The organism is Geodermatophilus sp. SYSU D00700, assembly GCF_054050255.1.
In genome coordinates this window covers 81193-107079 of sequence record NZ_JBJGZA010000011.1, presented here as the reverse complement: position 1 = coordinate 107079, position 25887 = coordinate 81193, and the positions used below count along the sequence as shown (strand labels likewise).

General features: G+C 74.4%; 27 protein-coding genes. 17 read left to right on the top strand and 10 right to left on the bottom strand.

Annotation, left to right across the window (positions count from 1 at the left end):
* The first annotated feature begins 55 nt into the window (after positions 1-55).
* Positions 56-1057, top strand: coding sequence for a sigma-70 family RNA polymerase sigma factor (locus tag ACI79V_RS11060; RefSeq protein ID WP_456889170.1), 1002 nt, complete (start codon positions 56-58; stop codon positions 1055-1057).
* Positions 1058-1067: 10 nt separating this feature from the next.
* On the opposite strand, the gene ACI79V_RS11055 is transcribed toward ACI79V_RS11060, so the two are convergent.
* Positions 1068-2171: a sensor histidine kinase gene (locus tag ACI79V_RS11055; protein ID WP_456889169.1), complete on the bottom strand. Its 1104-nt coding sequence runs from the start codon at positions 2169-2171 to the stop codon at positions 1068-1070.
* Between the two features lie 74 nt (positions 2172-2245).
* Positions 2246-2974, bottom strand: coding sequence for a response regulator transcription factor (locus ACI79V_RS11050; protein ID WP_456889166.1), 729 nt, complete (start codon positions 2972-2974; stop codon positions 2246-2248).
* Between the two features lie 162 nt (positions 2975-3136).
* Here ACI79V_RS11050 and ACI79V_RS11045 point away from each other — a divergent pair, with 162 nt between their 5' ends.
* From ACI79V_RS11045 to ACI79V_RS11035, 3 genes are read left to right on the top strand one after another with little or no spacing between them, the layout of a single operon-like run.
* Positions 3137-4117 carry a CPBP family intramembrane glutamic endopeptidase gene (locus ACI79V_RS11045; protein ID WP_456889163.1) on the top strand — a complete coding sequence of 327 codons (981 nt, stop codon included), beginning with the start codon at positions 3137-3139 and terminating at the stop codon, positions 4115-4117.
* On the top strand, positions 4114-4326 hold the full coding sequence (locus ACI79V_RS11040) for a hypothetical protein (protein ID WP_456889161.1): 213 nt from the start codon (positions 4114-4116) through the stop codon (positions 4324-4326). The genes ACI79V_RS11045 and ACI79V_RS11040 overlap by 4 nt, the downstream gene beginning before the upstream one ends.
* A gap of 47 nt (positions 4327-4373) precedes the next feature.
* Entirely contained in the window at positions 4374-4874 is a 501-nt protein-coding gene (locus ACI79V_RS11035) for a DUF4396 domain-containing protein (protein WP_456889158.1), read from the top strand.
* 70 nt (positions 4875-4944) lie between these two features.
* On the opposite strand, the gene ACI79V_RS11030 is transcribed toward ACI79V_RS11035, so the two are convergent.
* Both ACI79V_RS11030 and ACI79V_RS11025 read right to left on the bottom strand, forming a co-directional pair.
* A complete protein-coding gene (locus ACI79V_RS11030; protein ID WP_456889156.1) occupies positions 4945-5229 on the bottom strand; it encodes a lipopolysaccharide assembly protein LapA domain-containing protein in 285 nt (94 codons plus the stop codon).
* Positions 5230-5249: 20 nt separating this feature from the next.
* Positions 5250-6161 carry a YhjD/YihY/BrkB family envelope integrity protein gene (locus tag ACI79V_RS11025; protein ID WP_456889154.1) on the bottom strand — a complete coding sequence of 304 codons (912 nt, stop codon included), beginning with the start codon at positions 6159-6161 and terminating at the stop codon, positions 5250-5252.
* A gap of 428 nt (positions 6162-6589) precedes the next feature.
* Between ACI79V_RS11025 and ACI79V_RS11020 the strand changes: the two genes are divergently transcribed.
* The 8 genes from ACI79V_RS11020 (at position 6590) to ACI79V_RS10985 (ending at position 14529) form a co-directional block, all read left to right on the top strand.
* The gene (locus ACI79V_RS11020) at positions 6590-7087 is read left to right on the top strand and encodes a response regulator transcription factor (protein WP_456889150.1); all 498 of its coding nucleotides are present in this window, start codon (positions 6590-6592) and stop codon (positions 7085-7087) included.
* A gap of 65 nt (positions 7088-7152) precedes the next feature.
* Positions 7153-8121, top strand: a complete 969-nt coding sequence (locus ACI79V_RS11015) for a hypothetical protein (RefSeq protein WP_456889146.1) — start codon at positions 7153-7155, stop codon at positions 8119-8121.
* 21 nt (positions 8122-8142) lie between these two features.
* Positions 8143-8757 (top strand): hypothetical protein, encoded by a 615-nt coding sequence (locus tag ACI79V_RS11010; protein ID WP_456889144.1) that lies wholly within the window; start codon positions 8143-8145, stop codon positions 8755-8757.
* Between the two features lie 36 nt (positions 8758-8793).
* Complete coding sequence (locus tag ACI79V_RS11005) at positions 8794-10116, top strand: hypothetical protein (protein ID WP_456889140.1); 1323 nt, start codon at positions 8794-8796, stop codon at positions 10114-10116.
* 5 nt (positions 10117-10121) lie between these two features.
* The gene (locus tag ACI79V_RS11000; protein ID WP_456889138.1) at positions 10122-10622 is read left to right on the top strand and encodes a hypothetical protein; all 501 of its coding nucleotides are present in this window, start codon (positions 10122-10124) and stop codon (positions 10620-10622) included.
* Positions 10619-12106, top strand: a complete 1488-nt coding sequence (locus tag ACI79V_RS10995; protein ID WP_456889136.1) for a hypothetical protein — start codon at positions 10619-10621, stop codon at positions 12104-12106. Before ACI79V_RS11000 ends, ACI79V_RS10995 begins: the two co-directional genes overlap by 4 nt.
* Positions 12106-13254, top strand: coding sequence for a hypothetical protein (locus tag ACI79V_RS10990; RefSeq protein ID WP_456889134.1), 1149 nt, complete (start codon positions 12106-12108; stop codon positions 13252-13254). Before ACI79V_RS10995 ends, ACI79V_RS10990 begins: the two co-directional genes overlap by 1 nt.
* Before the next feature lie 15 nt (positions 13255-13269).
* Positions 13270-14529 carry a DUF2272 domain-containing protein gene (locus ACI79V_RS10985; protein ID WP_456889132.1) on the top strand — a complete coding sequence of 420 codons (1260 nt, stop codon included), beginning with the start codon at positions 13270-13272 and terminating at the stop codon, positions 14527-14529.
* 216 nt (positions 14530-14745) lie between these two features.
* Here ACI79V_RS10985 and ACI79V_RS10980 read toward each other — a convergent pair whose 3' ends face one another.
* Positions 14746-15687 carry a sugar phosphate isomerase/epimerase family protein gene (locus tag ACI79V_RS10980; RefSeq protein ID WP_456889131.1) on the bottom strand — a complete coding sequence of 314 codons (942 nt, stop codon included), beginning with the start codon at positions 15685-15687 and terminating at the stop codon, positions 14746-14748.
* A gap of 1223 nt (positions 15688-16910) precedes the next feature.
* Between ACI79V_RS10980 and ACI79V_RS10975 the strand changes: the two genes are divergently transcribed.
* A complete protein-coding gene (locus ACI79V_RS10975) occupies positions 16911-18248 on the top strand; it encodes a hypothetical protein (protein ID WP_456889129.1) in 1338 nt (445 codons plus the stop codon).
* A gap of 305 nt (positions 18249-18553) precedes the next feature.
* Here the strand turns inward: ACI79V_RS10975 and ACI79V_RS10970 are convergent, their stop codons facing one another.
* Entirely contained in the window at positions 18554-19027 is a 474-nt protein-coding gene (locus ACI79V_RS10970; protein WP_456889128.1) for a hypothetical protein, read from the bottom strand.
* A 241-nt stretch (positions 19028-19268) separates the two neighbouring features.
* Between ACI79V_RS10970 and ACI79V_RS10965 the strand changes: the two genes are divergently transcribed.
* The gene (locus tag ACI79V_RS10965) at positions 19269-20795 is read left to right on the top strand and encodes a serine hydrolase domain-containing protein (RefSeq protein WP_456889127.1); all 1527 of its coding nucleotides are present in this window, start codon (positions 19269-19271) and stop codon (positions 20793-20795) included.
* On the opposite strand, the gene ACI79V_RS10960 is transcribed toward ACI79V_RS10965, so the two are convergent.
* The 3 genes from ACI79V_RS10960 to ACI79V_RS10950 all read right to left on the bottom strand — a co-directional run bounded on the left by ACI79V_RS10960 (position 20796) and on the right by ACI79V_RS10950 (position 23722).
* Positions 20796-21998 carry a metallophosphoesterase gene (locus ACI79V_RS10960; RefSeq protein WP_456889126.1) on the bottom strand — a complete coding sequence of 401 codons (1203 nt, stop codon included), beginning with the start codon at positions 21996-21998 and terminating at the stop codon, positions 20796-20798.
* A 137-nt stretch (positions 21999-22135) separates the two neighbouring features.
* Complete coding sequence (locus ACI79V_RS10955) at positions 22136-22624, bottom strand: DUF4231 domain-containing protein (protein WP_456889124.1); 489 nt, start codon at positions 22622-22624, stop codon at positions 22136-22138.
* Between the two features lie 90 nt (positions 22625-22714).
* Complete coding sequence (locus tag ACI79V_RS10950; protein ID WP_456889122.1) at positions 22715-23722, bottom strand: toll/interleukin-1 receptor domain-containing protein; 1008 nt, start codon at positions 23720-23722, stop codon at positions 22715-22717.
* Positions 23723-23850: 128 nt separating this feature from the next.
* Here ACI79V_RS10950 and ACI79V_RS10945 point away from each other — a divergent pair, with 128 nt between their 5' ends.
* From ACI79V_RS10945 to ACI79V_RS10935, 3 genes are read left to right on the top strand one after another with little or no spacing between them, the layout of a single operon-like run.
* The gene (locus ACI79V_RS10945) at positions 23851-24141 is read left to right on the top strand and encodes a hypothetical protein (protein ID WP_456889120.1); all 291 of its coding nucleotides are present in this window, start codon (positions 23851-23853) and stop codon (positions 24139-24141) included.
* Positions 24134-24412, top strand: coding sequence for an SH3-like domain-containing protein (locus ACI79V_RS10940; protein WP_456889118.1), 279 nt, complete (start codon positions 24134-24136; stop codon positions 24410-24412). The genes ACI79V_RS10945 and ACI79V_RS10940 overlap by 8 nt, the downstream gene beginning before the upstream one ends.
* Entirely contained in the window at positions 24409-24999 is a 591-nt protein-coding gene (locus ACI79V_RS10935) for a nitrile hydratase subunit alpha (protein WP_456889117.1), read from the top strand. The genes ACI79V_RS10940 and ACI79V_RS10935 overlap by 4 nt, the downstream gene beginning before the upstream one ends.
* A 31-nt stretch (positions 25000-25030) precedes the next feature.
* Here the strand turns inward: ACI79V_RS10935 and ACI79V_RS10930 are convergent, their stop codons facing one another.
* On the bottom strand, positions 25031-25411 hold the full coding sequence (locus tag ACI79V_RS10930) for a RidA family protein (protein ID WP_456889115.1): 381 nt from the start codon (positions 25409-25411) through the stop codon (positions 25031-25033).
* Positions 25412-25887: the final 476 nt, after the last annotated feature.

Below are 25887 nucleotides of genomic sequence, written 5' to 3'. Positions count from 1 at the left end.
GTGGTGGACTGTCGCCCCAGTCGACGGGGATGCCGAACGAGGAGGGTGGTCCGGGGTGACCAGCGTGCTGAGCGGGGTGTCCGGTGAGATCGACCCGCGGTTGCTCGAGCACCGGCGCGAGCTGACGGGGTACTGCTACCGGATGCTCGGGTCGAGCTTCGACGCCGACGACGCGGTGCAGGAGACGCTGGTCCGCGCGTGGAAGAGCCTGGCCGACTTCGAGGGCCGCTCCTCGCTGCGGTCCTGGCTCTACCGGATCGCCACCAACGTCTGCCTCGACCAGCTCGCCGGCCGCCGGCGCCGGGCCCTGCCGATGGACCTCTCCGGGCAGTCGTGGTCGCCGGTGGAGGCGTCGCTGGCGGCCAAGCGGCCGGCCGAGGCCTGGGTGGAGCCGGTGCTCGACCGGCAGGTCCTGCCCGAGGACGGCGACCCGGCCGAGCGCGCGGTGGCCCGGGAGTCGGTGCGGCTGGCGTTCGTCGCCGCGCTGCAGCACCTGCCGCCGCGGCAGCGCGCCGTGCTGCTGCTGCGCGACGTGCTGCGCTGGCGGGCCGACGAGGTGGCCGACCTGCTCGACAACACGGTCGCCTCGGTCAACAGCGCGCTGCAGCGGGCCCGGGCCACGCTGGCCGCGATGGGCGGCACCCCCGAGGAACGGCCGCTCGACGCCGACCACCGCGACCTGCTCGCCCGCTACCTCGACGCCTTCGAGCGCTACGACATCGACGCCTTCGTCGCGCTGCTGCACGAGGACGCCACCCAGCACATGCCGCCGTTCGAGATGTGGCTGGGCAGCGCCGCCGACATCGGCACCTGGATGCTGGGCCCCGGCAGCGGCTGCCGGAACTCGCGGTTCGTGCAGACGGAGGCCAACGGCAGCCCGGCGGTGGCCCAGTACCGGCCGACCGCCGAGGGTGGCCACGCCCCGTGGGCCCTGCACGTGCTGGAGATCGAGGGCGACCGGATCCGGCACATCACGAGCTTCCTCGACCTCGACAACGACCTGTTCGCCCGGCTCGGCCTGCCCGCCGCCGAGGAGCTGGACGCGGCACGGGCCTGACGGCCGGCGGTCACCGCCCCGGATCGGCCGGGAGGCGGACGTCGAACTCGGCGCCGCCGGTGGGCTGGCCCCGTGCCCGCACCCGGCCGCCGTGCGCCTCGACCAGGACCCGGACGACGGCGAGCCCCTGACCGGTCCCGCCCGTGTCCCGTGACCGGGACGGACCGGCCCGCCAGAAGCGGTCGAAGACGTGCGCCGCGTCCTCGGGAGTCAGGCCCGCCCCGGTGTCCCGGACGGTGAGGCGGACCTCGCCGTCGCGCCGGTCGAGCCCGACGTCGACCCGGCCGCCCGCCGGGGTGTGGCGCAGCGCGTTGTCGAGGAGGTTGCCGAGCACCTGGGTGAGCCGCTCGGGGTCCGCGGCGACCTCGAGGGCCCCGGTCCCGTCCCGGGGCGGGTCCAGGTGCAGTCCGATCCCGGCGTCGACGGCGCGGGCGCGGAAGCCGGCGAGCACGGTGGCGGCGAGCGCGGCGAGGTCGACCGGACGCCGCCGCAGGGAGAGCTGACCGGCGTCGGCCAGGCTGAGGGTCTTGAGGTCCTCGACGAGCCGGGCGAGGGTGCGGGTCTGCTGCACCAGTCCGGCGAGGCCCGCGGCGTCGAGGGGCAGCACGCCGTCCCGCACCGCCTCCAGGCGGCCCTGCAGGATGGTCAGCGGGGTGCGCAGCTCGTGGGCGACCGCGGCCGCGGTGACCCGCCGCTCGGTGTCCAGCCGCTCGAGTGCGGCGGCCATGCCGTCGAAGTCGCCGACCAGCCGGGCAGCCTCGTCGCGGGCGTCCGCCGGGGCCGCCCGGGGCCGCCACCGTCGCCGGCCGCCCGCGGGCAGCAGGGGCCCGGCCCGGGCGGAGAGGTCACCGGCGGCGACCCGGCGGGCCGCGGCGGAGACCGCCTGCAGCGGGCGGGCCAGCCGCCGGGCGACGAGCAGGCCGAGCAGTGCCCCGAGCCCCGCGGTGAGGGCGGTGAGCAGGGCCAGCTCGGCCGCGCCGTCGAAGTCGCTGCCGCGGATCTGGGCCTCGACGAGGTCGGCGGTCTCCGGCGGCAGCCGCCGCTCGAAGTAGACCAGCGTCACCGGCAGGGCGAGCAGCGCGGTGAACGCCGCGACGGCCGCCATGGCCGTCATCAGCCGCACGGCGATGCTGCGCCGCGGCCACCGGAGCCGGCGTCGGGGTCCCGGGGAGGCCGCGTCGTCCGGGTTCACGGCGGTGGCGGCGCGGGTGCGCGGCGCAGCCGGTAGCCCGCGCCGCGCACCGTCTCCAGCAGCCGGTCCTCGCCCGCGGCGGCCAGCTTGCGGCGCAGGTTGGACAGGTGCGCGTCGACGACGCGGTCGAGCGCGGCCGACCCCGGCAGGGCGGCGTCGAGCAGCTGCGCGCGGGTGAGGACCCGGCCCGCGGACCGGGCCAGGTGCTCCAGCAGCCGGTACTCGCTCAGCGTGAGCGGCAGCGGCCGGCCGCCGACGGTGGCGGTCAGCGCGGCGGGGTCGACCTCCAGCGGGCCCACCCGCAGCACCCGCGGCGGTCGCGGGCCCGGTGCGGCCCGGCGGAGGACGGCCCGCACCCGGGCGACGACCTCGGGCGGGCTGAACGGCTTGAGCACGTAGTCGTCGGCGCCCATGTGCAGCCCGAGCAGCTTGTCGACGTCCTCGTCCCTCGCGGTCACCATGATCACCGGGGTGGGTGCCGACGCGCGGATGCGGCGGAGCACCTCGAAGCCGTCGAGGCCGGGCAGCCGCACGTCGAGCAGGACCAGGTCCGGGCGCAGGCCCCGGTGGCGTTCCACGGCGCTGACCCCGTCGGCGGCGCGGGCGGTGCGGTACCCGTCGCGGTGCAGGTAGGCCTCGAGGACCTCGGCGATCTGCGGCTCGTCCTCGACGACGAGCACCAGGGGTTCCGGCCCGGCCGGCGGGGCGGTCGCGGGGACGCTCACGGCAGCGACCGTAGCGACCGGCCAGGCCCGCCGGAGGTCCGCGACGGCCGTCTTCACCGGGCCTTGACACGGTCTTCGACCGGCCTCGACGCGCCGTCCCCACGCTTCCTCCCGTCCCTGCCGCGGAGCGGTCGCGGCGGGCCGAGGCGAGGGGAGGACCGGGTGGTGCGACGGGTCTTCCGGCGGCACCCGGTGGCGTCGCTGTGGACGGTGGCGGTGCTGCTGGAGGTGGCGCTGATCGCCGCGTTCCTGCTCAACGGCGCGCAGGCGACGGCGGACCGGGCGCTCGAGGAGTCGGGCATCGGGTTCAACACCGACCTGGTGACCGCCGTGCGGCTGGTGGTGGAGGCCCCCTACGCGGCAGGCGCGGTCGGGCTGGCGATCGCCCAGGTCGCCGCGCCGGACCTCGCCCTGCTCGTCGTCGCCGGCCTCGGCTTCGGCTCGGCCGGCCTGCTGGCCGTGCGGCGCCGCTGGCGGCCGTGGTCGCGTGAGGTGGGACGGCGGCGCGGGCTGCGGGTCTGGGTGGTGACGGTCGTGGTGTTCTCGGCGATGAACCTGGCCTCGGCGGGACTGCACTGGCTGACGCTGCGCGACGCCGGGTTCGTCCACTCGCCGCCGTCGCTGTCGCTGTCGTTCGCCGCGGCGTTCCTGGTGGCGATGTTCCTCGACGCCGGTGCGGTGTTCGAGGAGAGCGCCTGGCGGGGGTTCGCGCTGCCGCTGCTGCAGGCCCGGTACGCGCGGGTGGCCGCCTCCGTGGTGCTCGGGGTGCTGTGGTCGGCGTGGCACGTGCCGGTGAAGTTCGACCTGGCGCTGCTCTACGGGCCGGGTGGCTTCGCGGGCCTGTTCGCGGTGCTGACCGTGAAGTTCGTGCTGCTCAGCCTGGTCATGGCGTACTTCTGCAACCGCGTCGGGATCAGCGTCCCGCTGGCTGTCGTCATGCACGGGCTGTCCAACGACTCGGTGCGCCTGGGCGGGTTCGTCGACACCGACGTCTACGCCCACGTGCTGCTGAGCGAGGTGGACCTGATCGTCCCGATGGCGGTCGTCGCGGCCGTGCTGGTGTGGCGCACCCGGGGCCGGCTGGGCCTGCCCGCCGAGCCGGCCGCGGTCCGGGCCCCGCTCACGGCGGGAGCCCGACGGTGAGGGACCGCGCCGATGCCGTCCGGGCGCTGGAGGAGGCCGCCGCCGCGGCTCGCGCGGCCCTGATGACCGTGCCGGCGGCTCCCGCCGGCGACGGCATCCGGGAACGGCGGGCGCAGGATGACCGGCTGCGTGACGCCGCCGACCTGGTGGGGTCGTGGGCAGACGCCGTGGACGCGCTCGCCGACGTCGTGGAGGAGGGCGTTGACTAATACCCCCGTGGGGTATACAACGGGCGACGTCGACGGAGGAGGCCGAGATGACGACGCACACGGCGCACGAGAACGGCACCCACCAGACGCCGCCTGCTCCGGGCCGGGTCCCCTGGGCCGCGGCGGTGCAGGCGACGCTGCACTGCCTCACCGGCTGCGCCATCGGCGAGGTGCTCGGCGTGGTCATCGGCACGTTGCTGGGGTGGTCCACCGCGGCGACCGTCGTCCTGGCGGTCGCGCTGGCGTTCGTCTTCGGCTACGCGCTGACGATGCGCGGGGTGCTGCTGGCCGGCCTGCCGTTCCGCCGGGCGCTGCGGGTAGCGCTGGCCGCCGACACCGTCTCGATCGCGGTGATGGAGCTGGTCGACAACGGCGTCCTGGTCAGCGTCCCGGGTGCGATGGAGGCCGGCCTGACCTCGGCGTTCTTCTGGCTCTCGCTGGCCGCCGCCCTCGCTGTGGCGTTCGTCGTCACCCTGCCGATCAACCGCTGGATGATGAGCCGCGGCCGCGGGCACGCCGTCGTCCACGCGTCCCACGTCCACCACTGAGCGCGGGAGCGGCGACGCGGTGGGGACCGCCCGGGGACGGCGATCGCTCCTCCTGCCGGCTGGCTGCGCCTCAGTCGGCCCGGGCTGCCCGCCGCGCCTTCCGGCGGCGGTGGCGCCGGAGGACGCCCACCCCGATCCACACGACCCCGCCGAGCACCGCGCTCACGAGCACGAGCAGCCACAGCGGCCAGGTAGAGCTCCAGAAGAGGAACCGCACCGTCACGTCGTCGCGGTTCTGCACCATGAAGGCGACCAGCAGCCCGCCGCCCGCCAGGGCGGCGATGGTCGCGCCGCTGAGACGTGCACCGTCGCGACGCGTACCGTCCGGGCTGCTGATCTCCGCCTGTCGGGCCATGACGTCCCTCCTCGGCGCCATCAGACCCCGGGTCGGGCTCGGGCGGCATCCTCCTCGGAGGACGAGGCCGGGCGCCCCGGTCCGGGACCACCGGCCGGGTCCGTCGCCGGTCCGAGCGCGGCTCGGAGCCGCCGGGCCCAGGGTTCGGGTGCGCGGTCGAGCTCGGCCCCGACGATCGTCGTGACCACGATGATGACCGCGACGCAGAGCAGCCAGCCCACCAGCGCGAGGGTCACGCCGAAGAGGCCGTACCTGCGGCTGTAGGACTCCATGAGCAGCGGCATGTAGACCGCCGTGGCCAGTGCGTAGGCGGCCGAGCAGACGGCCGCCAGGACGCCCGTGGGCAGCAGCCGGCGCCACGGGAGGCGGCCGCCGAGCAGCAGCCAGGGGATCGCGGCCCACAGCAGGCAGCCCGCCAGCACGTGGCCGGTCCAGCCCAGCACCCGGGGGACGGCTCCGGGAGCCGCCACCCCGTGCAGGAACGACAGCAGCAGGATCGTCAGGACCAGGGCCGCGATGCCCAGCAGCGCGTCGACCGACGCGCGGAGGCCGGCGCGTGCCGGGAGGCGCCAGGCCTGCTCGTACAGCCGCTGCAGCCGGCGGGCCAGCGAGACGCCGGAGAACACGAGCAGGACGACGCTCAGCGCGCCGGTGCCGGCGTCGCCGGCCACCGCGAACACCTGTCGCACGTCCTCGGCGGCCGCACCGCTCAGCCGGAACCGCTCGATCACCCCGTCGGCGACCAGGGAACCGTCGTCCCCCGGGGCCAACAGGGACGCCAGCAGGAGCAGCGGGATCAGCGCGGTGAAGGACTGGGCGGAGACGGCCATGGCCCGGTCGACGCCGCGCTGCTCCAGGAAGGCGGTGACGCAGCGGCCGGTGAACGTCGTCTCCAGCCGCCGGAGGACCGCCCCGGACCCGCGGACGACCACGCCGGCTCACCCCCGCGCGGCGGGCAGGGAGCGGGTCGGGACGAGGCACCGCGGGACGACGGGCGGCTCCCAGTGCGTCACCGGTCGACCCTGACCACTGCCGCGAGGCCGGCGCATCGTCCCGGCCGCATGATCCGGCGGACGGTCCCGCCAGGGAGCGCGGGAGCGGTGACGCGGTGGTGACGCTCCGGTGACGGCGGCGGTGCATCCTCGCCGGGCGGACCGTCGCGCTGTCGGCCGGGGCCGGTTCCCGACCTGCCCGGGAATGGCGGCGCGATCCATTTCGTGCGTGCCTGGAAATCGAGCCGGAATGGTCGCCGCGGGCCCACGAGAACGGGCGGGTCCCGAAGACGTGTGACACGAGGTCGCATTACCCCGCGGGATACCGTCGGCGCCGTCCGACCGGAGCGAGCCGAGCGGAGGCCGGGGTGCGAGCGACCGCAGCAGCCAGCCGGACACCGGAGCCCCCGCTCGCCCCTGCCGACGTCGGGCCGTCCGCGGCGGTCGTACCAGGACCCCTCCCCGAGGACGACGACCCGACCGCCGCGGCCGTGGGCGAGCTGCGCCGCGCCGTCCGCGCGCTCCTGCGCCAGCGGTCCGGCGCGGGCGGGGAGATCCTGGTCCGCTTCGACGTCGACGGCCTGACCTGCCAGGTCGTGGTGGACCACGGTCCCGCGGAGCCCGGCGGGGTGTCGCTCAGCCCCCGCGAGGAGGAGATCGTCCGCATGGTGGCCCGCGGGTGCACCAACCGCATGATCGCGTCGGTCCTCGACATCAGCGAGTGGACGGTCGGGACCCACCTGCGCCGCGTGTTCTCCAAGCTCGAGGTGAACTCCCGGGCCGCCATGGTCGCCCGCCTCCTCGCCGACGGCGGCCGGCGTCCCCCGTCCGAGCGACGTGGGGACGTGCGACCCGGGAACGTGTGAATGGGCCGGCAAAGGCGTCCTCCTTAGTCTCGGGCGGCCAGGAATGCACGATGAGGGAGGGCCTCATGAGCGTTTCGCAGGACGGCGCGGTCGGGTTCGAGGCGCTCGATCCGGAACTGGCGGGCGAGCCCGAGGACGAGTTCGAGGACGAGATGTTCGGCGAGCCGTCGACGGAGAGCCCGCTCGGCGAGTACGAGGACGAGTTCGAGGACGAGGGCGAGGAGTTCCTCGGCGGACTGCTCAAGGGCATCGGCGGCGCGCTCGGCCTGGGCGGCGACGGGGAGCTCGAGGACGAGTACGAGGACGAGTACGAGGACGAGGTCCTCGGCGGGCTCCCGGCGGTCCAGCAGGAGTACGAGGACGAGCAGTTCCTCCCGCTCCTGGCCGCGGCGGCGCCCCTCGCCGCCAAGGCCCTGCCCCTGGCCGCCAAGTTCCTGCCCGGCGCCATGAGCGCCATCAGCGGCCTGTTCGGCCGCCGCCGCAGGCGGGTCCGTCGCCGCGAGGGTGAGTACGAGGGCGAGTACGAGGACGAGCTGGAGTACGAGCTGGAGTACGAGGACGAGTCCCCGGCCGCGCCCATGACGAAGAACGAGGCGATCGCCCAGACGATGGCCGCGGCGGCCGCCCGGACGCCGTCGACCCACGAGGCGGAGGCGCTGATCGGGGCCGCGACGGTCATGATGATCACGCCGCGCGAGCAGGCCGTGCTGCAGCGGCTGGTCCCCGACATCGTGCCCAAGCTGGTGCAGGTCAACAGCATCCTCACCCGCATGGCGCGGCGGCGGCAGGGGACCCAGCCGATCGTCACGATCCTGCCGACGGCGGTGACCCGCGCGACCGTCCGGCCGCTGGTGCGCCGTGCCCGGCGCGGGCAGCCGGTGACCCGGAGCACCGTCGGCCGCGTCGTCCAGACGCAGACCCGGCGGGCGCTGACCCAGCCGACGGTGGCCGCCCGCGCCGCGCAGCGCAACCAGCGGGCCGTCCGCCGGATGACCCAGCCCCCTCGTGCGCGCCGCGGCGCGCTGACCGGCTGACGACCCCGAGGAGACGCGGCGATGTCGATCACGATGGAGGACCTCCTCCCGGCCGCCGGCGAGCTCGAGCCCTACGGCGACCCCGAGGACGAGCTCTTCGGCGACCAGGAGTACGAGGCGGGGACGTCACCGGCCGCCGAGATCCGGCTCATGGAGCACCTGGCGGCCATGGCGGCGCAGACGGAGTCCGAGTCGGAGGCCGAGGCCTTCCTCGGCGCGCTGCCGGCGCTGGCGGCCCGGCTCGCCCCCGCGGCGGCCCGCTGGGTCCCGGAGCTGACCAAGCGGGCGGTGCAGCTGGGCCGGCAGCTGTGGAACAGCCCGGCGGCCAAGCCCTACGTCCAGGCGCTGCCGCACGTCGTCCGCCGCACCACGGCCGATGTCGCGGGGCGGTACTCGCGCGGCGCCCCGGTGTCCCTGGACCTGGTGAGCCGCCGGTTCGCCCACCACGCCTCCCAGGCGCTGCGGCACCCCGACCGGCGCCGCCGGGTGATCCAGCGGGCCCGCCGGGCGGACCAGGCGTGGCTCGCGGAGGCCCGCCGGCGCGCCGCGCAGGCCAACGGCGGGGGACCGGGTCGCCCGCCCGGTGTCCCGCGCCGGTCGATCGTCGTCAACGGGCAGCGCTGGTGCCGGTGCTGAGACGCACCCGGCCGGGTCCAGTCGAGGAGCGTGGTCATGAGCGCGCCAGCCGCAGCGGCGACGCACCGCGGGCGGGGGAGCGACCCCCGCCCGTCGCCGCCGCGGCCGCCCGCGGTCCTCGGCCGGTGGACCAGCGCGCAGGCCCGCAACCTCGAACGCCACGCGCTGGCGCTGCGCCCGTTCACCCGTGAGGAGTTCGGCACCGGGCACGCCGCACCCACCCAGGGGCACGTGGAGGCGGTCAACGCGCTAATCACCCGGCTGCGCGAGCCGCTGCTGACGCTCAACCGGCGGGTCGCGGCCCTCGCCTCGCGGGCGCAGGCCGACCCGACCCCGGAGCGGCTGCGGCGGCTGGTCGCGGCCGGGGAGGTCGCGCACGAGCACGTGCGGGCGGTGGAGCGGGTCTGGGACTTCTACATGGCGTTCTTCGGCCAGCGGCAGGGCCGGTTCGGCGAGTGGCTGCTCGGCTGCGACCGGATCGCGCTCGACTGCTACCAGGACGCCTTCCTGGGCCTGGGCACCGCCCGGTCGGTCCCGCAGCCGGCGCCGATGTGCTGCATGGAGGCCGGACCCACCCCGGCCACCTTCCGGCGGGACGTCCGGCTGCGGCGGCTGGGGTTCCAGCGCAACCCCTTCCCGCAGATCCAGCTGCCCTACCACCGGCTGGTGAACCCCTGGACGCTGGGCGCGGTCCTCCACGAGGTCAGCCACAACCTGCAGAACGAGCTCGGCCTCGCCCGGGTGGTCCCGGAGACCCTCGAGCGCCGGCTGGTCGAGGCGGGGCACCAGCCCGAGGTCGCCCGGGTGTGGCGTCGGTGGAACCGGGAGACCTTCGCCGACCTGTGCGGCCTGCTCCTGGGCGGTCCCGCCGTCGTCGCCTCGCTGATGGACATCCTGGCCCGCGGCCCGGTCAGCGTCTGGACCTACAACCCGACGGCGGTGCACCCGACGCCGTACCTGCGGCTGTTCATCAGCGCCGAGCTGCTGACGCGGATGGGTTTCCCCGAGGAGGCCGAGGGCTCGCGGCGGGCGTGGCGGCGCACCTACGGCCGGCGTGCGGCGCCGTTCCCGCAGGCGCTGCTGGAGTCGGCCGACGACGCCGTGCGCCTCGTCGTCGACACCATGTGCTTCCGGCCGTACGAGGCCCTCGGCCGCCGGTCGCTGGCCCAGGTGATCCGCTTCGCCCCCAAGGAGCAGCAGATGATCGAGGAGGCCGCGGGGCGCCTGGCCCGGGGGATCGACCCGGGCATCCTCCCGGAGCGGTTCCTCATCGGGGCCGCCCGGCTGGCCTTCGACCGGCGGCTGGCCCCGCCCGAGGTCGTCACCCGCCACTTCTACCGCGACCTCGCCCGGCGGTGAGCGCGATGAGTGTCCCGACCGCGCTCGCCGAGCTCACCGAGGGCTGCCGGCAGCTCCGCGCCGAGCTCCGCTCGCTCGGGTTGACGCTGGGCGAGGACGCGCCGGCGGACCTGTCGGTCGTGGACCGGCTCGGGCGGGCCGTGGACGACCTCGACGGGCGCGCCGAGGAGGCGTACTACAGCACGCTGCTCGCGTCCGAGGCCGCGGAGCGGCTCGACCTGGTCGGCGCCCAGCGCCAGCTGGCGGCGGCGCAGACGGCGCTGACCGTGCTCGCCGACCGCTTCCGGGACGACCTCGTCTCCTACGACGCCCTGGAACCGGTCGCCGCGCTGCGGCACCGCGGGGGTGCGTGGCCGGCCTGGGTGCGGGTGGTCCGGCAGGGGATCGACCGCTGCCGGCCGCGGGTCGCCGCGGTCCAGGAGGCGCAGTGCCGGTGCTGGCAGGAGCTCGCTGACCGCGCCCCGGTGGGGCCGGTCTACGTACACACGCCGGGGAGGACGGGATGAACTACCCAGCCGGGAACGGGAGAGGGGACAAGGAGCTGGCCGATGCCCTGCGCCAGTTCCTGGCCTACCCGGTGCAGACGACCGCCACGGCGCCTGCCCGCGAGCGGGAGGAGGGCGGAACCGGCGACCTCCAGGACTCCGTCGACCGCGTGATCGGCAACGTCCTGGGCTGGCGGCGCCGGCCCACCCGCATCGACGGTGTCCTGTCCGCGCTGGAGCAGGCCTTCGAGCCGTACGAGAAACACGGGCGGGTGCTCTATCGCCACAAGCCCGGCATCGCCAGCTTCCACAGCGAGCTGGAGGGCGGGGTCGTGGGCGCGCAGGCGAGCCTCCACGTCCGGGCCACGGAGTCACTGAGTCGTTCCGTCGGCCTCCTGCGAGACCTCGCTCCCCTCCTCGAGACCACGGACGACGAGGTCTGCGCCGCGTTGAAGAGCGTCATCGAGACCGAGTTCCGCGAGCTGGTGGAGGAGCTCGGCCGGTTGGGCGGGCCCCGCGTACCGCGCGTGGACCAGCTCTGGCGGGTCCTCCTCGGCTACGAGAGCACGGCGGTCACCGATCCCGACCTCGTGGAGGGCCGGCTGGGGGAGCTCCGAGAGGAACTGGGCCTGCGGCAGGCCGGCTCGGACGACCGGGTCAACAACGCCGCAGAGGAACAGCAGTTGACCAGCTTCCGCATCATCGTCGACGACCTCGTGTCCCTGCGGACGAGCTGGGACCGGGACAAGCGCTTCTTCGGGGGAGGGGACGACAACCCCTTCCTGGGACTCCAGCTGGTTCGGCTCGAGCGCCAGCTGTCCGTCGTGGCCGGCTCGGTCGACGAGCTGCGCGCGGCGCTCGATGCGGTGCTCATCGACGTCGACGAGCGCCGGACGTTCCGGATCCCCATCTCCGGCGGCAGCATCATCCTCGAGGACCTGCTGGACTGGGCCGTGGACCTCGCCACGCAGGAGGGCCCGCACCTCATCCGCGGTGGTGGCCGCCTGGCGATCCCGAGGGCGCTGCTCCCGGCTGCACTCGAGCTGCGTGACCTCGTGGACCAGGCCATCGACGACGAGGGCGACCAGGACGGCGACCTGGGAATCCACTCGGTGCGTGTCCAGGAGGCACTGCGGTCACTGTGTCGTCACCTCCACGAGGTGGTCCTCGCGTCCTCCCAGGCGACACCGGACACGAAGCTCCCCCCGACGTACGTGATCAAGGGAGGTGGAGCGCGGATGGGCAACTGGCGGGGACAGATCCGGATGTACCGGGGCGCGGACGGCCTCTACCGGTCAAAGCGCCTGGACCTGCCCATGGGGGCAGTCCAGTACAAGGTCCACCGCCTGGAGTCCGACGGCGGCGTGACCGAGTACCCCGAGCAGGGCCCTCGTAAGGACTATTCGGGTGTCGTCGGGACCGAGGGACCGCACGTCATCACCTTCGATCCACGAGCGGCCGAGACCACGCCCTATACAGCCTCTAGCGTGAGGCAGGTCTTCTGATGGCGACCGAAGCGCAGTACCAGGCTCTCCTCGACCGGTTCGCCCAGCTGCGTCAGGACGCGATCGACCAGCTGGGTGTCGACCTGCTCGAGACCCCGCGGCTGGCCGACGCCCTCGTCGACCAGATCGACGACTACGTGCGTCAGGCGGAGGAGGCCGACAAGGCCGCGCCGATCCCGCCGGACAGCGGCCTGGCCCAGCTGGTCGGACTCGGCCCGGAGGCCGCGCGGCAGTTCGGTCAGACGCGCATCCCCCAGGGGGTCGAGCACTACGACGAGACGGTCACGTCCGAGCGGATCATCGCGATCGGCGACCTCTACTACATCTACCAGCACGAGCGCGTCGGGGTGTTCCGCGTCGTCCGCAAGCTGCGGGAGCTGTTCCGCAACGGCGCCGTCCGGCTGTCGTCGGGACCGGGCGCCTACGGGCTGTACCAGTTCGACCGGCGGGAGGTCCTGCGCGGGACCCGGTACGAGCGGGCCGCCGCGTACCGGCGGGCGTTCGGCTACGGGGTGAGGACGCCGCAGGGCGACGCCCGCCCGAACCGGGAGTTCCACCCGCTGTTCACGCTGTTCAACCGGCACGTCGCCCAGTACTGGCGGGACAAGCGCATCTCGGACGTGATCCGCGACCGCGCCAACGACCCGACGTTCGGCAGCATCGCCGTCGTCCGGCGGGCCGGCCTCGACCTGCGCAACAACCTGAAGTTCGTGTCCTACGGCAACATCAACGTGCTCCGCGTCGAGGTCATGCAGCTGCTCGAGGAGGCCTTCCGCATCCTCGACGCCGACGACGTCAAGCGCGTCTTCGGGGCCGACAACGCGTGGGACGTCGTGGAGGAGGTCCTGACGCGCTACTTCCACGAGCCCCTGATGACCTCGCCGCGGCAGCGGATGGCGGTCACCGGCCGGGAGATCCTGCGCTGGCTGGCCCAGCCGCACGTGCTGCAGAGCGGCCGCACGGAGTTCGAGGCGCTGCTGCTGCAGGTCGCCGAGGACTCGGAGGAGTGGCTGACCAGCGCCCAGGCGATCGGTGTGGTCACCGACCGGGCGGCGCCGCAGGTCACCGCCCTGCCGGCGCAGGATCGCCGGCCGCGCCCGGTGGCCCCGGTGCGATCCGGCCGGCGTCGCGACCTGGCACTCGGGTGACGGGGGAGGAGCACCGTGCACCAGCAGACGCTGCCGGGGCGGCGGGACCACTGGTACGCCGCCGAGTCCCAGGCTCGGACCCGGGCGGTGCGCCGGGCGCGGGCCCTCGGGCCGGGGTGGACCGTCGTCCACGATCCCCAGCCGCGGCCGCACTACCACCTCGCCCGGCTGACCCGTCGTGCGGACGGCCGGCTGGCTCGGCGGCGGGTGGGGACGCGCTGGTTCTACGGCGGACGGTCTCCGTACGTCGACATCGCGTCCACCGACCGGGCCGAGGAGGCCGAGCCGGGCAGAGGAACGGGAGCGTTACCGGTCGACACGGGGCTCGCGCTCGTGGAGGCGCTCAGCGAGGCCGGGGGCGGCAACACCGTCGAGATCGCCGCGTTCGCGTTCGGGGACGCACCGCTCCGTCGCGGGTCCCGCGGTCCCGGCGTCGTGGCGCTGCAGAGGGCGCTGACCACCCTCGGCACGCCGCTGACCGCCGACGGCGTGTTCGGCCCCGCCACCGAACGTGCGGTGCGCGACTTCCAGGCATCGGCCGGCCTCGTCGTCGACGGCGTCGTGGGGTCGGGGACGAGGGCCGCGCTGGCCGGCGCACTGGCTCGTCGAGGCGTCGGGCCGGCCCCGGCGCCCAGACCGGCGGCGGGGTCATTGGCGGTGGCCATCGCGCGCGTCGCCGAGGCGGAACACGCCCGCTGGCGACCCGGAGGGGGTCCGGCGCTGGTGGAGACCGACCGGGCGGCCGGGCCGATCCTGCAGGAGTACTACCGGACCGGGGTCGGCATGGAGGTCCCCCTGGCCCAGCTGGCGCGCGCCGCCCATCAGCAGGGCAACCCGTGGAGCGCCGTGTTCGTCTCCTACGTCATGCGGACCGCCGGTGCCGGAGGGCACTTCGCCTACTCCCGGGCGCACCAGACCTACATCCGCGCTGCTCGGCGCAACCGGCTCGACCGCAACGCCGGCAACCCGTTCTGGGCGTACCGGGTCACCGAGATCGCGCCGCAGGTCGGCGACCTCGTCTGCGCCGAACGGAGCAACAGCGGCGCCACCTACGACAACATCGGTGACGCCACGATCCGGGCCACGCACTGCGACATCGTCACCGCCGTCCGGCCGGGGCGGGTGTGCACCATCGGGGGCAACGTGTCGCAGACCGTCGGACACAAGTGGGTCCGCACGCGCCCCGACGGGCGGCTGCAGACCGACGGCAACCAACGGCGCTACTTCGCCGTCATCAGCAGTTCGGGGAGCCGAGCCGTGGCCCGGCCGGCATAGCCGCCCCTTCGGCGCCACCCGTCAGGGACCTGCTCGACGTGTCGTGTCGTTGCTCGCCACGGCGGTAGCGCGGATGGCCGAGGCGGCACCGGCCGGACTGACGGTCCACGACCGAGGGAGTGGTCCGTGACGGGTGCACCGGGCCGCGCCTCCCCCGGCACGCGCGAGGGGACGGCCCCGGCGAACCGGGACCGTCCCCAACGGGGCGCTACTCCCTCAGTAGGTCGTGCAGGTGAGGTACTCGAGGCCCACCCGCGCGGCCTCGAAGGGGTCGAACGTCAGGTCGTCGAAGCGCGGGTCGTGCTCGACGACGAAGTAGCGGGTGCTGCCACCGGCAGCGGCGAAGATCGACGGGAACTCGATGGTGCCGCGGCCGACGATCTCGATCCGCCGGTCGCCCGCCCGCATGTCCTTGACGTGGAACAGCTGGATCCGGTTGCCGTACTCCTCGATCACATCGACCGGATCGAGCCCGGCGTAGGACACCCAGTAGAGGTCGAGCTGCGAGACGACGTTCTTCGCCTGGGTGTGCTGCATCAGGATGTCGAAGGCGGTGCGGTCGCCGAAGGCGGTCGTGAACTCGAAGTCGTGGTTGTGGATCATCAGGGTCTGACCGGCCTTGCGCGCCTGCTCGCCGACGGCGTCCAGGTACTCGGCGTAGGCGACCCAGTCGGCCTCGGTCGGCAGCGGTTGGGTCCACGGAGCCCCGGCGCTGCTGCCGGAGCCGAAGTACTTGATGCCGAGGACGCGGTTCTCCTCGAGGATCTGCCCGATGTCCGCGGGGTCGGTGTGCGTGCCGACCTCGACGTGGCGGGCCGACGCCTTGAGGCCGTACTCGTCCAGGACGGCCGCGTACTCCTCGGCGGTCCAGCCGCTCAGCGTGAACGGCTCGACGTTGCGGTAGCCCATCTCCGCGAGGGAGCGCAGGACGTCCTCGTGGCGTGCCTGCGTGTCGGCGTCGGCACCGAAGCCGATGTGATCGGCGAAGGTGTACAGCTGGATCGAGATCTTGCTGAGCGGCACGCCGCGGCCGGCGCAGTCGGAGGCACCCTGGGCCTGGGCGGGCGGGGCGGCGCTCGCCGTGCCGGCGAGGCCGACGAACACCAGCGCCGACAGGGCGGCAACGAGGACGGCCCGCAGGCCGGTCGTCAAGTTCATGGAGCTCCCTTGGCTCGTCACGTGGGTGCACGTCATCGCCGCAGGAGCGGTCACCTCAGGTCCCGGGGTGGTTGCTCTGCGTCGACTGTGTGCGGTGCCTCACAACGTAGCGGGACTTAAGCGCCTCGCAAAGCAGAAGTTCGCCCAAGGCAGGGCGCAAGACCTCCAGGCGCCTGACTGGTGCGGCGACCGCCCCCGGCGGCTCCATCGGTCGTGCTGGACCACGCGGCCCGCATCGGGCGAGGACTGTCCGGTGTCCACCTGCACGAGGTGCCCGCGCGCGACCGGGTCGAGCACCACGACACCGAGCGCGCCCGTACGCCGACGCCTGCCGGCAAGGGCACCCGAGGGCTCACTCGGCTCCGCGGTGCTGGACGGCGGCCGACCGGGCCGCCGCACTGCGCACACTGCGCCACCGGCACCCGTGGCCGGGCAGCTGGCGGTGCCGGTGGGCGAGATGGCTCGGCGGGTCGCTGTCCAGCGCGGCCCAGGTTCACTGCCTGGTCGAAGGGCGCTGCAAGGGGGCCGCAGGGTCCTGCGGTCGAGTGCCCCACGGTGCTCCCCGGCGGCCGGCGTCGAGAGCGACTGTCCGCTGCGGGCGCCCTCGGCGTACTCCCGGACGAGCTCTCGCTTGGGCCGGAACCGCCAGTCCCCGCGCGCCAGCTCTTCCATGAGGCCGAACGCGTGAGCCGGCATGGGTGTGTTCCGGACACCTGGGCCTCCCCGAGGTCGTGCAGCCGGGGCCTGCGGCCCGGTATGCCGGCTGCTGTCCCACCGGTTCGGGGGGAGGGCAGTACTGACCCCGATCCGGTCCCCAGCCCGTCACCCTGCGTAGTTCTCCTCGGCGTACCGATGCCTCAGGGGACTGCCGGACAGACGGACCCACGGGTCGAGTGTGTTCCGGTTCTACGGTGGATCGGTGGTGACCCAGCAGCGGGTCGCGAGCGAGAGTCCACCCCCGTCGGCGGGCCGCCGACCACGACGGGGTGCGCTGCTCCTCGGGGCCGCGATCTACCTGCTCGGCTCCCTCGCCCTCCATCGGGACCTGCTGGGCCGGATGACGACCGCGACGGCGGGTTGGGTGTCGGCCGACTCGGACGCCTTCGTCTGGTGGCTCCAGTGGTTCCCGACCGCCCTGGAGCGCGGCGAGGACCCCCTGGTCACGACCTACCTGCGTTTCCCCGAGGGCGTCAACGGCATGTGGAACACCACGGTGCCCGGTGTTGAGCGCCCTGATGGCACCGGTGACGCTCACGGCCGGCCCAGTGGCCGCGTACAACGTCGCGATGGTGCTCGGGCCGGTGGTCTCCGGGGTGCTCATGGCGGTGGCCCTGGTCCCCTGGACGCAGCGCTGGACCTCCCGCCTCGTCGCGGGCGGCCTCTACGCCTTCTCCCCGTTCCAGGTCGCCCACCTGTCGGTGGGACACGTCAACGTCGTCTGGGCCGTCCTGCCACCGTTGGTCCTCGTCGCCGTGCGGGCCCTGGCCGTGGAGACGCCGCACCGTCCGACCCGGGCCGGAGTGCTGGCCGGGGGCGTCCTGGCGGTCCAGACCGGCCTGTACACACAGACGCTCGCGCTGACGGCGCTCGTCCTCGCGCTGGTCACGGTGGTTCTCGCCGTGCGGTGGCCGCACGGCCTGCTCACCCGGGGGCCCGCCGCGGCCCGGATGACGGTGGCCTGCGTCGTCACCTACCTCGTGCTGTGCGCCTATCCGCTGTACCTCGTGCTGTTCGGTCCAACCCGCCCGGGTGGGCCCATCCACCCGGCCGTCGACGTCCGCGCCGATCCGCTGAACGCCGTCATCCCCACGTCGCTGACCGCCACCGGTGGCGGTTCCACGACCGCCGGGCAGCTGAACTCGTACACCGGCGAGCAGGGCGGCTACGTCGGCGTGGTGGTGCTCCTGCTGCTGGTCGTCGCCTGCCTCGGGGCCCGGTCCACCGTCGCCCGAGTCGTGACGGTCGTCGGTCTGCTCGCATTCACCTTCTCCCTCGGGTCGAGCCTGACGACGCGGAAGCAGGACCTGGAGGTGTGGCTGCCGTGGCAGCTGCTGGATGACCTGCCTCTGATCTCCCAGGCGGATCCGGTGCGGCTGCAGGTCTTCGTCGCCGCCTGTGTGGCCATCGTGGTCGGCCTCTGGATCGATCGGGTCGCGAGCATGCGTCCTGGAGCAGGCCGGATCACCGGAGCGGCGCTCGCGATCGGCGCCGTGGTCTCGTGGTTGCCGGCGGCACCGCTGCCGATCGCCGCGGCCGAGACGCCCGCCTTCTTCCGGTTGCGGGCCAGCACCTGCGCACGACCGACGTCGTGGACGTCTGCCCCCGGACCACCGGTGTCTGGGAGGGCGGTGCACTGCCGATGCTCTGGCAGGCCGAGAGCGGGATGGCGTACCGCACGACCGGTGGCTATGCCCTCGGCTCCGAGCCGACTCACCCCGTCCTGTGGGAGACGCCGGAGAACCTGTTCGAGGGGGCGTGTCGAGGGTTGCTCGAGGGCCTGCCGCCGCCCGACGACGCCTACACCGAGGCAGCGCGTCAGGAACTGGAACGGACCGGGGTGACCGTGCTGATGGGCGTGCCACGGGGCGGTGTCGACCACACACCCGTGTTGACGTGGGCGGCGCGTGTCGCCGGTACGTCGGGGGAGGAGATCGGCGGTGTGTGGCTCTACCGGTTCCCCACCCGATGACCGCGGCAGCGGGGCGCCTGCCGCTGGTGGCAGCGGGGAACCCGCGCCTTCCCTGGCGTGATCCACCACCTCCACCCGCAGGAACCGTGACGCCTCCTGTGCCTGCGGCTCCGTCATCGCAGCCGCTCCTCGGTGGATGCGTTGCGCCGATGAACCGCTTGCTCGTCCGGATCGCCGTCAGCCCAGCCAGACACCGCTGACGACGACCCAGATCCCGCCGTCGCCCTCGCGGACCGGCTGGCGGAGCTGCAGGGTGACGATGCGCCCGTCCGCGGGGTTGGTCACCTCGGCGGTGTGGGGGTCGGCGAGGGCGACGTCGGCGTCGTCCCAGAGGAGCTCACGCGCCACGAAGGCCGCGGCCACGGCCGCGACGTCGGTGCGCCAGGGCTGCGCGCCCCCGTCCACCGCGTCCTGCAGTGCCTCGGCCTGCTCGCCGGAGAGGCCCTCGCCGAGGATCGCCGTGCCGGGCGGGGGCTCCTCGCCGTCGCCGGGTTCCTCGCCGTCGGGTGCCTCGTCCGTCGGGGACGGCTCGGGGCTGGGGTGGGGCGTGGACGGGGTCGTCGAGGACGTCGCCGCCGGTGGCGTGGTGTCGTCGCCGCCGCCACCGCATCCGCCGAGGAGCGCCACGAGCAGGACGACGAGGAGCGCCACGACCCGGTCCGGTCGTGGGCCCGCGTGCCGACCGCCGTGCCCGGCACCGGATGTGTCCATGGCGTCCTCCGCCGCTGCCCCGGGGACGAGCCTGGGTCCGCGCGGTGGGCACCGCCCAGGGCCGTCCGTCGGCGGTCGGTCGGGTCTCCCGCCCTCTCCGCGGTGACCCGGCGCCGGGCAGCCTGGACACAGTCCCCGTGGCGTCGCGGGACACCGGTCGTCTGTCTGCACGGGAGGGGCCATGACCGCCTTGGACGAGCTCCGGCTCGAGACGCGGGTCGCCGAGGTGCGGGGCCGGCAGCCGTGTGTCGGCCTCGCGGTGGGCGTCGTGCGGAACGGAGCCCTCGACTCCTTCTCCGCGCACGGGCTCGCCGACATCCCGTCACGCACACCGGTCACCGAGGACACCGTCTTCCGCATCGGCTCGATCACCAAGACGGTCACCGCGATCGCGGTGATGCAGCTGGTCGAGCAGGGACGGGTCGACCTGGACGCGCCGGCGAACGACCACCTGCGGGCCTACCGGCTGGTGCCACGGAGGCCCGACTGGCGGCCGGCGACGGTGCGCCACCTGCTCACCCACACCGCCGGCATCGCCGAGGAGGTGCCCCGCTCGGCCGCCGTCCGCCGGCAGTACGGCATCGGCTTCCCGCCCGGACGGGTGCCGACGCCGGCCGAGTACTACCGCGGCCGGGTGCGGCTCGACGTCGAGCCGGGCACCCGGTTCCGCTACACCGACCACGGGCCGACGGCGGTCGGGCAGGTCGTCGAGGACGTCAGCGGCCTGCCGTTCGACCGGTACGTGCGCGAGCGCGTGTTCGCCCCGCTCGGCATGACCGACTCCGACCTGGTCCTGACCGACCGGCTGCGGCCGCGCGTGGCCACCGGCTACCGGCTGTCGCCGGCCGGCCCCCGACCGGTGCCGCGGCGGGACGCGGTGACCGCCCCGGCAGGCAACGTCTACTCCACCCCGCGGGACATGGCCCGCTACCTGGCGGCGCTGACCGGCGGCGGTGCCAACGCGCACGGCCGGGTGCTCCAGCCGGCGACGCTGGACACGGTGTTCGAGCCGCACTACCGGCCCGATCCGCGGATCCCGGGCATGGGACTGGCGTTCTGGCGGGTCGACGGCCGCGGTCACCGCGTCGTCGAGCACCAGGGCACGATGCCCGGCTTCGACGCGCAGGTCTTCGTCGCACCCGACGACGGCGTCGGTGTCATGGCGTTCACCAACGGCACCCACCAGGGCCCGTTCTGGCTGCCGGGGGAGATCGGCGGACTGCTCGAGGACCTGCTCGGCATCCCGCACCGCGAGCCGCGCACGGACGTGCCGCAGCACCCGGAGGTCTGGGGGGAGCTGGTCGGCCGGTACCGCGTGCCCGGCCCGGTCACGGACGTGCGGGCGACCGCGTTCCTCGGCGCGGGCCTGGAGGTCTCCGTCCGCCGCGGCCGGCTGTGGGTGCGCTTCCTGACCCCGGTGCCCACGCTGGCCCGGGGCTTCGAGCTGCGTCCGGACGACGAGGCGGACCCCTACGCCTTCCGGCTCGACCTCGGCCTCCCCGGCACCGGCGGCATCCGCGCGGTGTTCGGCCGTGACCCCGCCGGGCGGACGACGGGGCTGGCCCTGGAGATGCAGCCGGTGTGGGCGGAGCGGCGGACGGGCGCGGTGTCCTCGCGTCGCTGGGCCGAGGTGGCGCTCGCGGCCGCCGGTGCCGCCGTCCTCACGCGGTCGGTGACGAGGGCCCGGCCGGGACGCCGGGCCGCCTGATCAGAGCGCGCGCAGCTCCACCACGACCACCTCCGGCCGGGCACCCACCCGCATGGGCGGTCCCCAGAAGCCGATCCCGGAGGTGACGTACAGCTGGGTGTCGCCGTGCCGGCTGTACCCCTCGACCGCCGGCTGGTCCCACCGGATGCCGTAGTCGAGGGGCCAGAGCTGGCCCCCGTGCGTGTGCCCGGAGAGCTGCAGGTCGACCCCGGCGGCCTCGGACTGCACGACCGCCACGGGCTGGTGCGCCAGCAGGACCACCGGCGTCGACTCGTCCCGGCCGTCGAGGGCGGCGTCCAGGTCGGTGCGGTGACCGGGGAACCCCGAGTCGGCCGCCGACACGTCGTCGACACCGGCCAGGTCGACGGTCGCGCCGTCGCGGCCGAGGGCCACGCGCTCGTTGCGCAGGGTCCGCACGCCCAGCGTCTCGAGGTGGCGCACCAGGGCCACCGGGTCCGCGTAGTACTCGTGGTTGCCGGTGACGAAGTAGACCCCCTGGGCGGCCACCAGGTCGGCCACCGGAGCGACCTCCTCGCGCAGCCGCGTGAGCTCGCCGTCCACCAGGTCCCCCACGATCGCGACCGCGTCCGGCCGCTGGGCGTCGACCAGCTCGACGACCCGCTCGAAGCGGCGCCCCGAGTACGTCGACGAGAGGTGGGCGTCGGAGAAGGTGACCAGGCGGAACCCGTCCAGCGCCGGGTCGAGGCGGGGCAGGGTGATGGGCACCCGCCGCACGACGGGGGCGCTGTTGGCGTCGCGCGCCCCGTTGCCGGCCACGCCGAGTGCGACCGTGCCCGCTGCCACCGCCAGGCCGCGGGCGAGGAACAGGCGCCGGGACTCCTCCGGCGGGCTCTCCGGCCCGCTGGTCGACGTCCGGGCACCGGGACGGCGGCGCCGGCGCAGCCACCAGCCGGCGCCCGCCCTGACCGGCTCGAGCAGCAGGAGCGCGAGGGTCGCGTAGAACGCGACGCCCAGCCAGCTGTACCCCGCCCACTGCACCGGCACCAGCACGACCGGGGGGTACGGGAGGACGAAGGCGGCGGTGAGCAGGAGCGCCAGCACGGCGAGCAGCACGGTGAGCCCTCGCCGGACCCGGCCCGGGCGGGTGGTGTCCCGCACCAGCCGCCACCACAGGTAGAGGTGCGTCACGAGCACGACGACGAGGGCGACGACGTCGAAGCCGGACAGGCGGACGTCGGGCACGGCGCCTCCCTGGGACCTGCCCCGGGGTCGAGGGAGCTGCAGGGGTCCGGAGGATCCCACGGCCGGGGGCGTCCGGTCTGCGGTGACCGGGTGGTCACCCCGTGACGGTGCGGTGCCGCGAGCGGCTGCACCCCGGGTCAGCCGGGGCGCGGGGGACCGACGCCGGGCTCGGCGACGGCCTGGTGCCGTCCCTCGGTCCACTTGGCGTGCTCCTGCGAGACGAGTCCCTCCACCCGCTCGGCCAGGACCTGGTGCCTCTCGAGGCCGCTGTAGGGCCCGGCGCCGGCCAGGAAGAGGAACTGCTCGTGCCGCAGCGACTCGTGCGTCGACCGGTAGAGCACCCAGTTCGTCTGCCACTGGTACAGCTGCTGGATGCCCTCGAGGACGACGACGAGGGCGCCCAGCAGCGCGGTCACCAGGCCCGGCGCCGCGCTCGCCACGGCGACCGGTACGCCGGCGGCCAGGAGGAGTTGCACGATCTTGGTCTGCTTGTACGCGTGCTGGGCGGCGAGGCTCCTGCGGTCGTACCAGGCCAGCTGGTCCTGGAGGCGGTCCCAGGTCGGGTCGGTGCCCGGGGGTGGCTCGCCCGTGTACCGCCGCGGCGGCGCCGGAACGTCGTGGGTCATCCCGCCCCCCTGGTGCTGACGACGCCGTGCTCGGAGGTCCTCCGATGATGGCCTCCCCCCGCGCGGTTTCGGCCGTTCCGCGTCGCGGCCTCAGCACCCACCCGGTTCGAGGGCGGGATCGGTGACGTCGATGCGGGCCGCGTCGTCCTCCAGCCGGAGCTGCACGTAGCCGACCGGCTCGCAGGTGACGTCGAAGCCGACGAGTGCGTCGCCGACCGTCTCGGGGTCCACGAACTCCGGGGTCGGCGAGAAGCACGTCACCGCGAACTGCCGCTGGCCGACGACGAGGGAGTCGTACCGCCAGTCGCCGTGGTAGGCGCCCTCCGGCACCGCGGCCTCCATGCTCGTCGCGAGGACCACCTGCCACGCCGTCCCGTGCGGGCGCCAGCCGGCGGCCTCCACGGCGAAGGTCAGGGACCCGCCGTCGACCTCCTCGGTGCCACGCGGGTCCGTGCTGAGTGTGATCTCGGTCCAGGCGTCGCCGGTAGGTGGCGCACACGACGCGATCTCCGGTTCGGTCTCCCCGTCGTCCCCGCTGCTGTCGGCGGGCCTGGACAGCCACCACGCCCCCGCACCCAGGACGGCGAGCAGGACGGCGATGCCGAGCGCCGCCCACCAGGGGAAACGGCGCGCGGTCGGGAGCGCCGGCTCGCCCCGCAGCGCCCGCAGGAGACCGTCGACGTCCCGGTGCCAGGTCTCGTCGCGCAGCACCACCGCCTGCCGTTGCGGCAGTCCCTGCAGGTCGGCGGGCAGCGCTCCGGCCGGAGGCAGCGAGGCGCCGCCGACGAGCACGGGGACGACGCGGACGTCGCGGTGCAGCGCGCGGGCGATCTCCAGGCGGACGTAGTCGTCGGGGGCGGACAGCCGGGGGGAGCCCTGCGGGGTCGACGCGGTGAGCCAGCTCGGCCCGATGACCGCCAGGAGCGCGTCACTCCGGTCGAGGGCACCGTCGATCACCGCGGTGTAGTCCTGGCCCGGGGCGATGTCGAGCACGTCCTGGAACACGTTCCTCGTACCGATGCGCTCGTGCAGCGCATCGGCCAGCCGCCCGGCGTACCCGCCGGCGTCACCGCGCCGGTAGCTCAGGAAGATCCGCACCGCACGCCTGCCCTCGCGCGCCCCGGCGGCGCCCGGCCGCCCCCGCAGAGGGTCCCACCGCGGGCACGGCGCGGGCAACGAGCGGAGTTCCCGGGCGACCGACCGCCCCGGCACGGTAGGAAGGGTGGGTGAGCCGCATCAATGACGTCGGCGGGATGGCCGGGTTCCCGGCGATCGTCGAGGAACCGGACGAGCCGCCGTTCCACGCCGACTGGGAGGCCCACGTCTTCGCCCTCAACGGGGCGCTGATCAAGCGGGGCGTCTACAACCTCGACGAGTTCCGCGACGCGATCGAGCGGATGCCGCCGGAGGAGTACCTCGCCGCCTCCTACTACGAGCGCTGGTTCTCCGCGATCACCACGCTGCTCGCGGAGAAGGGCGTGGCCTCGCCGGGCGAGCTGGAGCTGTCACGTGACTGACCTCGCTCCCGGCGTGCGGGTGCGGACCCGCACCGCCGACCCCGACGGCCACACCCGGCTGCCCCGGTACGTCCGCGGCGCCGTCGGTGTGCTCGTCGAGGAGGCCGGCCGCCACCCGCTGGCCGATGACCGCGCCCGAGGTCGTGCCGGCACACCCCAGCCGGTGTGGCACGTGCGGTTCGCGGCTGCGGACCTGTTCGGCTCCGGCGACCACACGGTCACCGTGGAGTTGTGGGCCGACTACCTGACCCCGATCGAGGAGCCTGCATGAGCGGCGACCACTCCAGCTCGGTGATCTCGGCGCGGGTGCGCCACGTGGAGGCGCTGCTGGAGAGCCGGGGTCTGCTCGACGAGGGCGAGATCGACGGACGGATCGACGAGTTCCTGGCCGGTGGCTCACCGGCCAACGGCGCCCGGATCGCCGCCCGCGCGTGGGTCGACCCGGGCTTCGCCGGGCGGCTGCTCGCCGACGCGAACGACGCGATCCGCGAGGTGGGCCTGTCGATGGCCGGGGGCCTGCAGGAGCAGCGGCTGAAGGTCGTCGCCAACACCGCCGACGAGCACAACGTCGTCGTCTGCACGCTGTGCTCCTGCTACCCGATCGCGCTGCTGGGTCCCTCGCCCGGCTGGTACAAGAGCGAGGCGTACCGCTCGCGGGTGGTGCGCGACCCCCGGAGCGTGCTGCGCGAGTTCGGGCTGGAGCTGCCCCAGACGACGCGGATCTCGGTGTGGGACGCCAGCGCGGAGTCGCGGTACATGGTGGTGCCGCGCCGGCCCGAGGGCACCGAGGGACTCTCGGAGGAGCAGCTCGCCGCCCTCGTCACCCGGAAGGGGCTCATCGGGACCGCCGCGGTCTGACGCCGGAGCGGGTGACGGGGACCGAACCCGTTCAGGAGACGATCGCGGTCATCCGGATGGACACGAGGACCCCCGGCAGTTCGACGCCGAGCTTGGCGACGTAGCGCGCGGGCGGGTCGGTCGGGAACGCCCGCGCGTACTCCTCGTTGAGGCCGGCGAAGTCCGTCGGGTCGGTCAACAGGACGCCGACCTCCACGATGTCGGAGCTCTCGCCGCCGCCGGCTTCCAGGACCGCCATGCAGTTGGCGATGGCCTGGCGGGTCTGCTCCTGGATCGTCTCGCCGGCGAGGGCGCCCGTCGCCGGGTCGGTGCCCGTCATCCCGGAGACGTGGACGTGGTCACCGACCCGGACACCCTGGCTGTAGAGGGGTGACTGAGGGGCGCGGTCGGTGCGGATGAGCTGTCGACCCATGCCGGGATCGTCGCAGTGGGCACCAGACGCGACAACGTGTCGCGGTCGTCCACGTGCACGCGGCAGGTGGAGTGGCCTCCAGCGGCCGGACACCTCCGGACTCGGCAGCAACCAGGGGGGACGCCCCGGGCGGGCAGGGTCAGCACGCGCTCCGGGAGGTCCGCCGACGGCCCCTCCGCAGTGGCTCTCCAGAGTTCCTCCGGAGGGGTCGACAGGCCGGTCGACCTGCAGGAGCGCGTGGAGCGGAGAGTGTCCGGAGCAGCGGCGACGTGACATACCAGGTGGTCCTGCCTCGGAGCTTCGTCGGCGTCCTCCAGTACGCCTCCGGTCGTCCTGCTCCGGCCGGGCCGTTCTGCGCCGCGGTGTCCGGTGTGACGATCGGTGCCCGTCGGTCGGCGGCCATGTTCGACCGGCTCTGCGCTGTTCACTCCCGTGGTGGCTCGGGTGCTGCCGGACGTGCGGTCGGCGGCGGGCCG

Excerpts from the sequence above, each read along its gene's own strand:
- ACI79V_RS11000 (WP_456889138.1), top strand. The coding sequence starts at position 10,122 with ATGAGTGTCCCGACCGCGCTCGCCGAGCTCACCGAGGGCTGCCGGCAG.
- ACI79V_RS11015 (WP_456889146.1), top strand. The coding sequence starts at position 7,153 with ATGAGCGTTTCGCAGGACGGCGCGGTCGGGTTCGAGGCGCTCGATCCG.
- ACI79V_RS10930 (WP_456889115.1), bottom strand. The coding sequence starts at position 25,411 with ATGGGTCGACAGCTCATCCGCACCGACCGCGCCCCTCAGTCACCCCTC.
- ACI79V_RS10990 (WP_456889134.1), top strand. The coding sequence starts at position 12,106 with ATGGCGACCGAAGCGCAGTACCAGGCTCTCCTCGACCGGTTCGCCCAG.
- ACI79V_RS10965 (WP_456889127.1), top strand. The coding sequence starts at position 19,269 with ATGACCGCCTTGGACGAGCTCCGGCTCGAGACGCGGGTCGCCGAGGTG.
- ACI79V_RS10980 (WP_456889131.1), bottom strand. The coding sequence starts at position 15,687 with ATGAACTTGACGACCGGCCTGCGGGCCGTCCTCGTTGCCGCCCTGTCG.
- ACI79V_RS10955 (WP_456889124.1), bottom strand. The coding sequence starts at position 22,624 with ATGACCCACGACGTTCCGGCGCCGCCGCGGCGGTACACGGGCGAGCCA.
- ACI79V_RS10995 (WP_456889136.1), top strand. The coding sequence starts at position 10,619 with ATGAACTACCCAGCCGGGAACGGGAGAGGGGACAAGGAGCTGGCCGAT.
- ACI79V_RS11005 (WP_456889140.1), top strand. The coding sequence starts at position 8,794 with ATGAGCGCGCCAGCCGCAGCGGCGACGCACCGCGGGCGGGGGAGCGAC.
- ACI79V_RS11035 (WP_456889158.1), top strand. The coding sequence starts at position 4,374 with ATGACGACGCACACGGCGCACGAGAACGGCACCCACCAGACGCCGCCT.
- ACI79V_RS11030 (WP_456889156.1), bottom strand. The coding sequence starts at position 5,229 with ATGGCCCGACAGGCGGAGATCAGCAGCCCGGACGGTACGCGTCGCGAC.
- ACI79V_RS11055 (WP_456889169.1), bottom strand. The coding sequence starts at position 2,171 with ATGACGGCCATGGCGGCCGTCGCGGCGTTCACCGCGCTGCTCGCCCTG.
- ACI79V_RS10935 (WP_456889117.1), top strand. The coding sequence starts at position 24,409 with ATGAGCGGCGACCACTCCAGCTCGGTGATCTCGGCGCGGGTGCGCCAC.
- ACI79V_RS11010 (WP_456889144.1), top strand. The coding sequence starts at position 8,143 with ATGTCGATCACGATGGAGGACCTCCTCCCGGCCGCCGGCGAGCTCGAG.